Raw genomic sequence first — 12,921 nt, 5'->3', positions numbered from 1 at the left:
CTGACCGGACCCGCACCTAACAAACGTTTGGTGGAAAGGTAGCTGATGGGCTCATGGGTGTCTCCACCTCCCGCCCCGAAAAGGGCGTCGCCGTCGTCACTGTCGACTTCCCACCTGTCAACGCGCTGCCCGTCAGGGGCTGGTACGAGCTGGCGGACGCCCTGCGCGCGGCCGGCCGGCAGAAGGAGGTGAGCTGCGTCGTGCTCACCGCTCCGGCCGCCTCCCGCGGCTTCAACGCGGGCGTCGACCTCAAGGAGTTGCAGCGCGAGAGCGCGGACGGCGGCGGGCACGTGGCGCTGATCGGCGCGAACAGCGGCTGCGCGGAGGCATTCGCCGCCGTGTACGAGTGCGAAGTGCCGGTCGTCGCCGCCGTGGCGGGCTTCTGCCTGGGCGGCGGCATCGGCCTCGTCGGCAACGCGGACGCCGTCGTCGCCGCCGAGGACGCCGTCTTCGGCCTGCCCGAACTGGACCGGGGGGCCCTCGGCGCGGCCACCCATCTCTCGCGCCTCGTCCCCCAGCACCTGATGCGCGCCCTCTACTACACCTCGCGGACCGTCACCGCGCAGGAGCTGCACCACCACGGGTCGGTGTGGAAGGTCGTACCGCGCGAACGGCTCCACACCGCGGCACGGGAGCTGGCCCGCGAGATCGCCCTCAAGGACGGCGGTCTCCTCCGCCTCGCGAAGGCCGCCCTCAACGGCATCGACCCGGTGGACGTGCGCCGCAGCTACCGCTACGAGCAGGGCTTCACCTTCGAGGCCGGCCTCAGCGGAACCGCCGAGCGGGTCCGGAGCGGCTTCGGCCGGTCCGGCCGCGAAGGCGAGGAGGGCACCCGGTGACGGACAAGACGATGACCCCCGAAGAGGTCGTCTCCCGGCTGAGCTGCGGCATGACGCTGGGCATCGGCGGCTGGGGGTCCCGGCGCAAGCCGATGGCCCTGGTCCGCGCGGTCCTGCGCAGCGGGCTCACCGACCTCACCGTCGTCTCCTGCGGCGGCCCGGACGTGGGCCTGCTCGCGGCGGCCGGGAGGATCCGCAGGCTGGTCACCGCGTTCGTGACCCTCGACTCGATCCCCCTCGAACCGCATTTCCGCGCCGCCCGCGAACACCGCGCCCTGGCGCTGACGGAGATCGACGAGGCGATGTTCCTGTGGGGCCTGCACGCCGCCGCGAACCGGCTGCCGTTCCTGCCCGTCCGCGCGGGCCTGGGCTCCGACGTCATGCGCGTCAACCCCGCTTTGCGGACGGTCACTTCACCGTACGAGGACGGCGAGACCTTCGTCGCGATGCCCGCCCTCCGGCTGGACGCGGCGCTCGTCCACATGAACCGCGCGGACCGGCTCGGCAACGGCCAGTACCTGGGCCCCGACCCGTACTTCGACGACCTGTTCTGCGAGGCCGCCGACGCCGCGTACGTCTCCTGCGAACGTCTGGTGGACAGCGCCGAGTTGACGAAGGACGCCCCCGTGCAGTCGCTCCTCCTCAACCGGACCTCCGTCACCGGAGTCGTCGAGAGCCCCAACGGCGCGCACTTCACCTCCTGCGCCCCCGACTACGGGCGCGACGAGCCCTTCCAGCGGCTGTACGCCGGCACCGCATGGTCCGGGTTCGCGGGCCGCTTCCTCGCGGGCGCGGACGAGGCGGCGTACCAGGACGCGGTCCTGGCGTGGCGCGGGGAGCGGACATGAGCATCCCGGCACGCCCGCCCACCCGCGCCGAGTACTGCGTCGTCGCCTGCGCCGAGGCATGGCGCGACGACGGCGAGATCCTCGCCGCCCCCATGGGGACGATCCCCTCCGTCGGCGCCCGCCTCGCCAAGCGCACCTTCTCCCCCGACCTCCTGCTCACCGACGGCGAGGCGCTGGTCGTCGGCCTCGACGGGACGCCCGAGGGGTGGCTTCCGTACCGCCGTCACCTCGCCCTGGCCACCGGCGGCAAGCGGCACGTGATGATGGGCGCGAGCCAGCTCGACCGGTTCGGCAACCAGAACATCTCCTGCATCGGTGACTGGCGGCAGCCCGCCCGCCAGCTCCTGGGCGTGCGCGGCGCGCCCGTCAACACCCTGAACCACGCGACCAGTTACTGGGTGCCGCGGCACTCGGCCCGGGTCTTCGTCGAGAAGGTCGACATGATCTGCGGTGTCGGGTACGACAGTGCCGCTGCCGCCGGTCGCTCCGCGACCCGTTTCCACCGCCTCCCCCGCGTGGTGAGCGACCTCGGCGTCCTCGACTTCGAGACGCCCGGCCACGCGATGCGTCTGGTTTCCGTGCATCCGGGCGTCACCGTCGACGAGGTTCTCGCGGCCACCGGCTTCCCGCTCGTCCTGCCCGCGGGGGACGTGCCGTGCACGCGGGCGCCGACCGCCGCCGAACTGCGCCTGATCCGCGACGTCATCGACCCGCACGGAGCCCGCGACCGGGAGGTGAAGCCGTAGTGGAGACCGCTCTGACACGTCTCGTCGGCGTGCGGCACCCGCTGGTCCAGACGGGTATGGGCTGGGTGTCCGGCCCGCGGCTGGTCTGCGCGACCGCCGACGCGGGGGCGCTGGGCATCCTGGCCTCCGCGACGATGACCGTCGAGCAGCTCCGGCAGGCCGTACGCGAGGTCAAGTCCCGTACGGACGCGCCCTTCGGCGTCAATCTGCGCGCCGACGCGGGGGATGCGCGGGAGCGGGTACGGATCGTCGTCGACGAGGGCGTGCGGGTGGCGTCGTTCGCCCTCGCGCCCTCCCGTGACCTGATCCGCGAGCTGAAGGACGCGGGCGTCGTCGTGATCCCGTCGGTGGGGGCGCGCCGGCACGCGGAGAAGGTCGCGGCGTGGGGTGCGGACGCGGTGATCGTGCAGGGCGGTGAGGGGGGCGGGCACACCGGGGACGTGGCGACGACCGTGCTGCTGCCGCAGGTCGTGGACGCGGTGGACGTTCCGGTCGTCGCCGCGGGCGGCTTCCACGACGGGCGCGGCCTGGTCGCCGCTCTTGCGTACGGGGCGGCGGGCGTCGCCATGGGCACCCGCTTCCTGCTCACGTCCGACTCCCCCGTTCCGGCCGCCGTGAAGGCGACGTACCTGGCGGCGACCGTCAAGGACATCACCGTCACGACCGCGCTCGACGGGCTGCCGCACCGGATGCTGCGCTCGGAGCTGGTCGACTCGCTGGAGCGGGCGGGCCGTACGAGGGCACTCGTACGGGCGGTGGGGCGTGCCGCCGGGTTCAGGAAGCTGTCCGGCATGTCGTGGTCGCGGATGGTCCGGGACGGCCTCGCGATGAAGCACGGACGGGAGATGACGTGGGGTCAGGTCCTGCTGGCCGCCAACACCCCGGTGCTGCTGAGGGCTTCGATGGTCGACGGCCGCACCGACCTCGGGGTGATGGCGTCGGGCCAGGTCGCCGGCGTGATCGACGACCTGCCGAGTTGTGCGGCTCTCGTGACACGCATCATGGCCGAGGCGGACGCGGCCCTGGAGGACCTGCACGCACTGCACCGCACTCCGCCCGCCCCCGGGGTGAGTGCCCGGTGATCCGGCACGGGCAACGCTCTCCGCAAGTGCGGCGCGGAGCCGGGGCCCGCCTGCCCGACCGACGAAAAGGGCCGGGCCCGGACCTCCGCAGTCGGCGGAGTTCCGGGCCCAGCACTTCAGCTAACGCAGGGTCAGCCCTTTCGTTCCTCGGGTCGCACGGTCAGGCAGCGGTGCGACGGCCGCCCTGGCCGCCGCCCTGCCGCCGCTGCGAGGACTGGCCCTGGCCGCCCCCGGCACGGGACTGGCCCCCGCCGGTACGCGCCTGGCCGCCGCCCGTACGGGGCTGGCCGCCGCCGGAACCGGTGCGCGCCGGGCGCCCGCCCGTTCCCGTACCGCCGCCGCCGCGGGTCCGGCTGCGTGCGCCGCCGCCCGAGCCCGCGGGGCGGCGCTTGGCGGGCTGCTGCTGCACCTGCTGCGGCACCTCCACGACGACGGCCACGCCGGACGGCTCGCGCGCGCCCGTGAGGGACGCCAGCTCCTCGTCGGTGGACTTGACGCGGGCGGTGCGCGGGTCGATGCCCGCGTCGCTCATCAGCCGGGTCATCTCGCGCTTCTCCTCGGGGAGGACGAGCGTGACGACGGAGCCGGACTCACCGGCGCGGGCGGTACGGCCGCCGCGGTGCAGGTAGTCCTTGTGGTCGGTCGGCGGGTCGACGTTCACGACGAGGTCGAGGTCGTCGACGTGGATGCCGCGCGCGGCGACGTTCGTCGCGACGAGGGCGGTGACCTTGCCGGTCTTGAACTGTTCGAGGGTGCGGTTGCGCTGCGGCTGGGAACGCCCGCCGTGCAGCGCCGCCGCGTACACGCCGGCGGCCAGCAGCCGCTTGGCGAAGCGGTCGGCGGCGCGCTTGGTGTCCACGAACATGATCACGCGGCCCTCGCGGGCGGCGATGCGCGCCGCGACGGCCTTCTTCTCGGTCTCGTCCATGACGTAGAGCACGTGGTGCTCCATCGTGGTGACGGCGCCGGCGGAGGGGTCCACCGAGTGCACGACCGGGTCGGTCAGGAACATCTTGACGAGCTTGTCGATGTTCTTGTCGAGCGTCGCGGAGAACAGCATGCGCTGTCCGTCCGGCTCGACCTGCTTGAGCAGCGCGACGACCTGGGGCATGAAGCCCATGTCGGCCATCTGGTCGGCCTCGTCGAGGACGGTGATGGCGACCTGGTCGAGCCGGGCGTCGCCCCGCTCGATGAGGTCCTTCAGCCGTCCCGGCGTGGCGACGAGGACTTCCGCGCCGCGCCGCAGCGCGTTGGCCTGCTTGGTGAGCGACATGCCGCCGACCACGGTGGTCAGCCGCAGGTTGACGGCGGTCGCGTACGGCGTCAGCGCGTCCGTGACCTGCTGCGCGAGTTCGCGCGTCGGTACGAGGACGAGCGCCAGCGGCGCGTGCGGCTCGGAGCGCCGTCCGGCGGTACGGGCCAGCATCGCCAGCCCGAAGGCCAGCGTCTTGCCGGAGCCCGTGCGGCCACGGCCCAGGATGTCCCGGCCGGCGAGGGAGTTGGGGAGCGTCGCACCCTGGATCGGGAACGGCTCGCTCACCCCCTGCGCGGCGAGCGTCTTGAGGAGTGCGGCGGGCATGTCCAGCGCTTCGAAAGTCTCGACCGACGGCAGCGCGGGGGTGATCGACTCCGGCAGTGCGAATTCACCCTGGAGCGGCGTGGACCGGCGGGCGGAGCCCTTGCCGGAAGTCTTCGTCGAAGCCTTGCCGCGGCCCCGGGACGGGGCGGCACTCGACGGTCGGTTGCGCGCCGGACGGCCGGTGCGCTCGGAGGAGGATCGTTCGAAACGGGTCATGCAGTAATTGCCTTCTTCCTAAAGGACGCCCGAGTGAGCCGGGCGGGCAGCGGAACACCGGAATTCGGCTCCGCCTGCGAACACAACGCAAGCCGGGGCCCGCACCTCTCGGTGCGGGCCCCGGCTAGGAGGTTCGCGTCCGGGCGATTAGGCCGGGACGATGTTCTCCGCCTGCGGGCCCTTCTGGCCCTGCGTGACGTCGAAGGAAACCTTCTGGCCTTCCTGGAGCTCACGGAAGCCCGAGGTGGCGATGTTGGAGTAGTGGGCGAAGACGTCGGCGCCGCCGCCGTCCTGCTCAATGAAGCCGAAGCCCTTTTCCGAGTTGAACCACTTCACGGTGCCAGTAGCCATTTTTATTCTCCTAAAACAGGGGCAGAGCCGGAAATTCGCACTTTACGAATTCCTCGTCGCCGCAATGACCCCATCCGGAGAGCCGTGAAGGCAATGACCGGATAAAACAAATGTGCGCCTGTCGAAGCGTTCTCGTCAGGCGCACATAAAGTTCATGGGTACCAAAACTGCAACTCGGCTACCGTAGCACGCCGTCCCGGGAGGCGCACGGGGGAACGTGGATCTTCTTCGGCCGCTCGCCCCGGATCCCCGGGGGTTCCGGGGCGCGGCCCCCTTTTACACCCGTTCGATGATCGTCACGTTCGCCTGTCCGCCGCCCTCGCACATCGTCTGGAGCCCGTACCGCCCGCCCGTCCGCTCCAGCTCGTGCAGCAGCGTCGTCATCAGTCTCACCCCGGTGGCGCCCAGCGGGTGGCCGAGGGCCAGGGCGCCGCCGTTGACGTTGACCCGCTCCGGGTCGGCGCCGGTTTCCTTGAGCCAGGCCAGGACGACCGGGGCGAACGCCTCGTTGATCTCCACCAGGTCGATGTCGTGGACGGACATGCCCGTCCTGCGCAGGGCGTGGGCGGTGGCGGGGAGGGGGGCGGTCAGCATGCGGAGGGGGTCCTCGCCGCGGACGGACAGGTGGTGGACGCGGGCGCGGGGGGTCAGCCCGTGCTCCCGTACCGCTCGCTCGGAGGCCAGCAGCATCGCGGCGGCCCCGTCCGAGACCGGGGAGGAGCACGCGGCGGTGAGGGTGCCGCCCGCGCGCACCGGGGGAAGGGCGGCCATCTTCGCCAGCGAGGTGTCCCGGCGCGGGCCCTCGTCGACGGCCACGTCCCCGTACGGCACGGTCTCCCGCTCGAAGCGGCCCTCGTCGATGGCGCGCACGGCCCGCTGGTGCGAGCGCAGCGCGAACTCCTCCATGTCGCGGCGCGGGATGCCCCAGGTGTCGGCGATGAGCTGCGCGCCGTGGAACTGGTCGACGGGGGCGTCACCGTAGCGGGCGCGCCAGCCCCGCGAGCCCAGGAACGGGCCCTGGGTGAGGCCCAGCGGTTCGGCGGCCGCGCGGGAGGCGAAGGCGAGCGGGATCTGCGTCATGTTCTGGGTGCCGCCCGCGACGACGAGGTCCTGTGTTCCGGACAGCACCGCCTGGGCCGCGAAGTGGACCGCCTGCTGGGAGGAGCCGCACTGCCGGTCGACGGTCACGCCCGGCACCTCCTCGGGAAGGCCCGCCGCCAGCCAGGAGGTGCGGGCGATGTCGCCGGCCTGCGGACCGACCGCGTCCAGACAGCCGAAGACGACGTCGTCGACGGCGCCCGGGTCGATCCCGGACCGTTCGACCAGGGCCTTCAGGACGTGCGCACCCAGGTCCGCCGGGTGGACGGCGCCGAGTCCGCCGTTCTTTCGGCCGACGGGGGTGCGTACCGCTTCGACGATGTATGCCTCGGCCATGGCGACGACTCCAGTTCGGTGAGGTTATCCGGTGCGTACGGCGATCCCGTCCAGGACCATCGACAGGTACTGGCGGGCGATCTCCTCGGGGCGGTGACGGCCGCCCGGCCGGTACCAGGACGCCGCGACCCACACCGTGTCGCGCACGAAGCGGTAGGTGAGGCGGACGTCGAGGTCGTCCCGGAAGGCCCCGGCGGCGACCCCGCGCTCCAGCGTTCCCAGCCATGCCTTCTCGAACCTGGTCTGCGAGTCGGCGAGGTAGTGGAAGCGGGGCTGCGCGGCGAGGTGCTTGGACTCCTTCTGGTAGATGGCGACGGCGGCGCGGTGCCGGTCGATCTCCCGGAAGGACTCGGTGACGAGGGCCTCGATGGTCTCCCTGGGGCCGAGGTCCGCGCCGAGGACGGCGTCGTACCCCTCCCACAGTTCGGTCAGGAAGGTGGAGAGGATCTCGTCGAGCATCGATTCCTTGGAATCGAAGTGGTAGTAGAGGCTGCCGGCGAGCATGCCCGCCGCGTCGGCGATCCTGCGGACGGTGGTCGCGTTGTACCCCTGTGCGGCGAACACCTCTGCCGCGGTGTCGAGGAGTTCGCGGCGGCGCTGCGGTGACGGGGTCGCCTGGGGCTTCTTCTTGGTAGGCACCCGTTCATTGTGTGCGGTCGGGTGTTCACGCATGCCGGCTGCTGACCGGGACGGTCTCCCCGGTCATGTACGAGGAGTAGCCGCTGGCCAGGAAGACGATGACGTTGGCGACCTCCCACGGCTCGGCGTACCGGCCGAACGCCTCGCGCGCGGTCAGTTCCTCCAGCAGGGCGGGGGTGGTGACCTTCGCCAGGTGCGGGTGCACGGCCAGGCTGGGCGCGACGGCGTTGACGCGCACCCCGTACGCGGCGGCCTCGACGGCGGCGCACCGGGTGAGCGCCATGACGCCCGCCTTGGCGGCTGCGTAGTGGGCCTGTCCGGCCTGGGCCCGCCAGCCGACGACGGAGGCGTTGTTGACGACGATCCCGCCGCGGCCCGCGGACTTCATGGAGCGCAGGGCGGCGCGGGTGCACCGGAACGTGCCGTTCAGGGTCACGTCCAGGACGGTGGACCACTGTTCGTCGCTCATGTCGACGAGTGCGGCGGTGCCGCCGAGCCCCGCGTTGTTGACGACGACGTCGAGGCGGCCGTGGGTCTGCTCGGCGTGCGCGAGGAGCGCCTGGACCTCTGCTTCGTCCGTGACGTCGCAGCGCAGGGCGGAGACGCGGTCGGCTCCGAACTCCTCGGCGAGGGCGGCACGGGCCTGCGTGAGCCTGCGCGCGTGGGCGTCGCCGAGGACGATCCGGGCCCCCTCCTCCAGGAAGCGCCGGGCGGTCGCCCCGCCGATCCCGGCCCCGGCGGCTGCGGTGATCACCGCGGTACGGCCGTTCAACAGGCCGTGCCCTTGCACGTACGTGGCGGCCGTCGCGTCCGCGGGGGCCGTCCCGGCTTCGTCGGCGCTCATGCCCGTACCTCCTTCGGCAGGCCGAGCACGCGCTCGGCGACGATGTTGCGCTGGATCTCGTCGGAGCCCGCGTAGATCGTGTCGGCGCGGGAGAACAGGAACAGCCGCTGCCAGTCGTCGAGTTCGTAGGGGGCCGACTCGGCGGTCAGGGACGCCGCGCCCCGGATCCGCATCGCCAGTTCGCCCAGGTCGCGATGCCACCCCGCCCAGTACAGCTTGGCGACGGACGGTTCGACGTCACCGCGCCGGAAGTGCGTGCGCATCGCTTCCAGGCCGGTCCAGGCACGGACGAGAGCGTCCCGCACCCCGGGTTCGGCGAGGGCGCCGTTGCGGCGCGCCACCTCCACCAAACCCTCGAACTCACGCCGGAAACCGACCTGTTGGCCGAGCGTGGACACGCCGCGCTCGAAGCCGAGGGTGGCCATGGCGATGCGCCAGCCGTGGCCCGCCTCCCCCACCACGTGCGCGGCGTCGGTGCGGGCGTCGTCGAAGAAGACCTCGTTGAACTCGGAGGTCCCGGTGAGCTGGACGATCGGACGGACTCGAACGCCGGGCTGGTCCATGGGGACCAGGAGGTAGGAGAGTCCGGCGTGCCGGCGGGAGCCCGGCCGGGTGCGGGCGACGACGAAGCACCAGTGGGACTCGTGGGCGAGGGAGGTCCAGACCTTCTGGCCGTTCAGCACCCACCGACCGTCCGACAGGTGGGCGCGGGTACGGACGTTGGCGAGGTCGGAGCCCGCGTCCGGCTCGCTGTAGCCCTGGCACCAGAGTTCCTCGACGGCGACGATCGGCGGCAGGAAGCGGGCCTTCTGCGCGTCGGTCCCGTGCGCGATGAGGGTCGGGCCGAGGAGGTGCTCGCCGATGTGGTTGACGCGGGCGGGTGCGTCGGCGAGGGCGTACTCCTCGTGGAAGGCGATCTGTTCCTCGACGCTCGCGCCCCGGCCGCCGTACTCCTCGGGCCAGCCGACGCAGGTCCAGCCGTGCGCGGCCATGTGCCGCTCCCAGGCGAGGCGTGCGGCGAACGCCTCGTGCTCCCGGCCGGGCCCTCCCCGCCCCTTCAACCGGGCGAAGGGGCCACCGAGTTGCTCCCGCAGCCAGTTCCGGATGCCGGTGCGGAACTCCTCGACGCTCCTCATGGCCGTACGTTAACCTACCAAACACTTGTTAGGGAAGGATGGTTCCGTCATGCCCGCCGAAACTGCCGGCCCGCCCGCCGATCCCGACTCCGAGCCCGTGCTGTACGCGCGACGGGGCCCCGTCGCCCACGTCACCCTCCACCGCCCGCACCTGCGCAACGCCCAGAACTCCGCCATGACGTACGCCCTGGACGCCGCCCTCTACCGGGCCGCCGAGGACGACGGGGTCAAGGTGGTCGTCCTGGCCGGGGCGGGCGAGCACTTCTGCGCCGGACACGACATCGGCTCCCCCGGGCGGGACGCGCACCTTCCCTTCGAGCGCCGGGCCGGGCTGTGGTGGGACCACTCGGACAAGGCGGGGGCCGAGAGCCGGTTCGCCCGGGAGTCCGAGGTGTACCTGGGCATGTGCAGGCGCTGGCGGGAGCTGCCGAAGCCGGTCGTGGCGTCGGTGCAGGGGGCGTGCGTGGCGGGCGGGCTGATGCTGGCGTGGGTGTGCGACCTGATCGTGGCGTCCGAGGACGCGTTCTTCGCGGACCCCGTCGTACGCATGGGCATCCCGGGCGTCGAGTACTTCGCGCACCCGTGGGCGATGCCGCCGCGCATCGCCAAGGAGTTCCTGTTCACGGGCGACCGGATGAGCGCGCGCCGGGCGTACGAGGTCGGCATGGTCAACCGCGTGGTGGACCGGACCCGACTCGCCGAATGCACGCAGGAGTTGGCCGAGCGGGTGGCGGAGATGCCGCGCTTCGGACTGGCCCTCGCCAAGCGCGCCGTGAACCAGGCGGAGGACCTCCAGGGCCTGCACGCGGGGCTGGACTCCGTCTTCGGCCTGCACCACCTCGCGCACGGGCACAACGCGGAGACCGCGAAGGACTCGCTGGGCGGGATGGACGTGGCCGCGATGAGGGCCTCGCTGGGGCACCCGCCACGGCGGGCCGGGGACTGAGTGCCGTGGACCTCGATCTCGGCCCCGAGCAGACCGCCTTCCGGGCGCGGGCACGGGCGTGGCTCGCCGCCCACGTCCCCGCCGAACCCCTGCCCTCCCTCGAAACCGAGGAGGGTTTCGCCGCCCACCGCGCCTGGGAGGCACGGCTGGCCGCGGACCGCTGGTCGGTCGTGACGTGGCCCGAGGAGTACGGGGGCCGAGGTGCGGACCTCGTCCAGTGGCTGCTCTTCGAGGAGGAGTACTTCGCGGCGGGCGCGCCCGGCCGGGTCTCGCAGAACGGCATCAGCCTCCTCGCCCCCACCCTGTTCGACCACGGGACACCGGAGCAGCGGGCGCGGGTGCTGCCGTCGATGGCGACCGGGGAGGTGGTCTGGGCGCAGGCGTGGTCCGAGCCCGAAGCGGGCTCCGATCTCGCCTCGCTCCGGTCGACCGCCGTACCGGTGGAGGGCGGCCGGCTGCTGTCCGGGCAGAAGACCTGGTCGTCGCGGGCGGCCTTCGCGGACCGCGCCTTCGGCCTCTTCCGCAGCGACTCGGACGCGGGCGGGCCGCACCGGGGGCTGACCTGTCTGATGTTCGACCTGCGGGCGCCGGGGGTGACGGTGCGGCCCCTCGCGCGGCTCGACGGCAAGCCCGCGTTCGCCGAGATCTTCCTCGACGAGGTCTTCGTACCGGACGCGGACGTCATCGGGGAGCCGGGGGACGGCTGGCGCATCGCCATGGCCGCCACCGGCAGCGAGCGCGGTCTGATGCTGCGCTCCCCCGGCCGCTTCCTGGCCGCCGCCGACCGGCTGGCCGCGGACCGGCGCGCCCGCGCGGACCTCGCCGACACCGCGGTACGGGACCGGGTCGCCGACGCACTGATCGGGGCCCGCGCCTACCAGCTCTTCACCTGGGCGAACGCGTCCCGGTTCGCCGCCGGGGAGACCGTCGGCGCCGAGTCCAGCCTGAACAAGGTGTTCTGGTCGGAGTACGACCTCGCCCTGCACGAGACCGCCCTCGACCTTCGCGGCCCCGAGGGCGAACGGGCGGACGACGACTGGGCCGAGGGGTACGTCTTCGCACTCGCCGGCCCCCTCTACGCCGGAACCAACGAGATCCAGCGCGACATCATCGCCGAGCGCCTCCTCGGCCTGCCGAAGGGCCGCCGCTGATGCGTTTCCTCCTGGACCCCGAGCAGCGCGACTTCGCCCGCGCGCTCGACGCGCTGCTGACCGCCTCGGACACCCCGGCCCTCGTACGGGCCTGGGAGGCCGGCGACCACGGCCCGGGGCGGGCGCTGTGGCAGCGGGTGGCGGACGCGGGCCTCTTCGCGCCTGCCGTGCCGGAGACGTTCGCGGGGGCGGGCGTGCTGCCCGTCGAACTGGTCGTCGCCTTCCACCAGTTGGGGCGTCACGCCGTGCCCGGCCCGTACGTGGAGACGGCTGCGGCGGCCGTGCTGCTGGCGGACACGCCGCTCGCCGCGGAGTGGCTGCCCAGGATCGCGGTGGGCGAGGCGATGGTGACGCTGGCGGAGGGCGGCGGGTGCGCACTGGACGCGGACGTCGCCGAGGCCGTGTTCGTGCTGTCGCCGGATCCGCTGCTCGCCCCGCCGGGCGGAGAGCCGCACGTGTCGGTGGACGGGGCGCGGCGGCTGTACCGTCCGCACGCGGGCGAACCGGTCCCCGTTCCTCCCGCGTCCGTCGCCCGTGCCCGGGAGGTGGCGCGTCTGCTGACCGCCGCGCAGGCCCTGGGGGTCGGTGACGCGCTGCTGGCGCAGACGGTCTCGTACACGAAGCAGCGCACCCAGTTCGGGGTGCCGATCGGGTCCTTCCAGGCGGTCAAGCACCGGCTCGCGGACACCCTGATCGGACTCGAATTCGCCCGCCCGCTGCTGTACGGGGCCGCGCTGGGCATGAGCGGGCCGGACATCGCGGCGGCCAAGGTGAGCGCGGGCGAAGCGGCGTACGCGGCGGCCCGCACCGCACTGCAACTGCACGGGGCCGTCGGCTACACCCGGGAGCTCGACCTCTCGCTGTGGCTGCGCAAGGCACGCCCCCTGCGGGACGCGTGGGGGACGCCGGGGGCGTGCCGGGCGCGGGTGGTGGAGGCACAGGCGGTGGCGGCACAGGCGATCGCGGCCGGAACCCGCCCTCCCTTCCGGCCCCCCTTCCGGCCGCCGTGAGGCGCCTCCGCACCCCCGTCGCACGACCGCCGGGCTCCAGTGACCCGGAGGCGACGGCACCTGGGCGGTGGGCTCGACAGCGGGGGCGCACGGTGGCCGT

At 72.9% G+C, this 12,921-nt stretch carries 13 protein-coding genes; 7 read left to right on the top strand and 6 right to left on the bottom strand.

The genetic code is table 11. The features are described 5' to 3' along the window. The first annotated feature begins 53 nt into the window (after positions 1-53). Genes ACQPZG_RS26035 through ACQPZG_RS26020 form a run of 4 tightly spaced genes read left to right on the top strand, consistent with a single transcriptional unit; the run spans position 54 to position 3,515 of the window. Positions 54-839 carry an enoyl-CoA hydratase family protein gene (locus tag ACQPZG_RS26035; protein WP_433548142.1) on the top strand — a complete coding sequence of 262 codons (786 nt, stop codon included), beginning with the start codon at positions 54-56 and terminating at the stop codon, positions 837-839. Next, a complete protein-coding gene (locus ACQPZG_RS26030) occupies positions 836-1,687 on the top strand; it encodes a CoA transferase subunit A (protein WP_433548141.1) in 852 nt (283 codons plus the stop codon). Before ACQPZG_RS26035 ends, ACQPZG_RS26030 begins: the two co-directional genes overlap by 4 nt. Further along, entirely contained in the window at positions 1,684-2,433 is a 750-nt protein-coding gene (locus tag ACQPZG_RS26025; RefSeq protein ID WP_433548140.1) for a CoA-transferase subunit beta, read from the top strand. Before ACQPZG_RS26030 ends, ACQPZG_RS26025 begins: the two co-directional genes overlap by 4 nt. Then, positions 2,433-3,515, top strand: a complete 1,083-nt coding sequence (locus ACQPZG_RS26020; protein ID WP_433548139.1) for an NAD(P)H-dependent flavin oxidoreductase — start codon at positions 2,433-2,435, stop codon at positions 3,513-3,515. The genes ACQPZG_RS26025 and ACQPZG_RS26020 overlap by 1 nt, the downstream gene beginning before the upstream one ends. A 160-nt stretch (positions 3,516-3,675) precedes the next feature. Here the strand turns inward: ACQPZG_RS26020 and ACQPZG_RS26015 are convergent, their stop codons facing one another. The 6 genes from ACQPZG_RS26015 to ACQPZG_RS25990 form a co-directional block, all read right to left on the bottom strand. Further along, positions 3,676-5,310: a DEAD/DEAH box helicase gene (locus tag ACQPZG_RS26015; RefSeq protein WP_433548138.1), complete on the bottom strand. Its 1,635-nt coding sequence runs from the start codon at positions 5,308-5,310 to the stop codon at positions 3,676-3,678. 147 nt (positions 5,311-5,457) lie between these two features. Further along, a complete protein-coding gene (locus tag ACQPZG_RS26010) occupies positions 5,458-5,661 on the bottom strand; it encodes a cold-shock protein (protein ID WP_003969786.1) in 204 nt (67 codons plus the stop codon). A gap of 276 nt (positions 5,662-5,937) precedes the next feature. Further along, the gene (locus ACQPZG_RS26005; RefSeq protein WP_433548137.1) at positions 5,938-7,095 is read right to left on the bottom strand and encodes an acetyl-CoA C-acetyltransferase; all 1,158 of its coding nucleotides are present in this window, start codon (positions 7,093-7,095) and stop codon (positions 5,938-5,940) included. A 24-nt stretch (positions 7,096-7,119) separates the two neighbouring features. Next, positions 7,120-7,734, bottom strand: coding sequence for a TetR/AcrR family transcriptional regulator (locus tag ACQPZG_RS26000; protein WP_433548136.1), 615 nt, complete (start codon positions 7,732-7,734; stop codon positions 7,120-7,122). Between the two features lie 25 nt (positions 7,735-7,759). Continuing rightward, positions 7,760-8,578 carry an SDR family oxidoreductase gene (locus ACQPZG_RS25995; RefSeq protein ID WP_433548135.1) on the bottom strand — a complete coding sequence of 273 codons (819 nt, stop codon included), beginning with the start codon at positions 8,576-8,578 and terminating at the stop codon, positions 7,760-7,762. Continuing rightward, a complete protein-coding gene (locus ACQPZG_RS25990) occupies positions 8,575-9,714 on the bottom strand; it encodes an acyl-CoA dehydrogenase family protein (protein WP_433548134.1) in 1,140 nt (379 codons plus the stop codon). The genes ACQPZG_RS25995 and ACQPZG_RS25990 overlap by 4 nt, the downstream gene beginning before the upstream one ends. 49 nt (positions 9,715-9,763) lie before the next feature. Here ACQPZG_RS25990 and ACQPZG_RS25985 point away from each other — a divergent pair, with 49 nt between their 5' ends. The 3 genes from ACQPZG_RS25985 to ACQPZG_RS25975 are packed head-to-tail and all read left to right on the top strand — an operon-like array spanning position 9,764 to position 12,821. Further along, on the top strand, positions 9,764-10,660 hold the full coding sequence (locus ACQPZG_RS25985) for an enoyl-CoA hydratase (protein ID WP_433548133.1): 897 nt from the start codon (positions 9,764-9,766) through the stop codon (positions 10,658-10,660). A gap of 5 nt (positions 10,661-10,665) precedes the next feature. Beyond that, positions 10,666-11,811 (top strand): acyl-CoA dehydrogenase family protein, encoded by a 1,146-nt coding sequence (locus ACQPZG_RS25980; protein WP_433548132.1) that lies wholly within the window; start codon positions 10,666-10,668, stop codon positions 11,809-11,811. After that, on the top strand, positions 11,811-12,821 hold the full coding sequence (locus ACQPZG_RS25975; protein WP_433548131.1) for an acyl-CoA dehydrogenase family protein: 1,011 nt from the start codon (positions 11,811-11,813) through the stop codon (positions 12,819-12,821). Before ACQPZG_RS25980 ends, ACQPZG_RS25975 begins: the two co-directional genes overlap by 1 nt. Positions 12,822-12,921: the final 100 nt, after the last annotated feature.

This window comes from Streptomyces sp. CA-294286 (assembly GCF_050947155.1).
Lineage (GTDB): Bacteria > Actinomycetota > Actinomycetes > Streptomycetales > Streptomycetaceae > Streptomyces.
The sequence above is the reverse complement of the archived record's forward strand: the minus strand, read 5'-3'. Positions and strand labels throughout refer to the sequence as shown.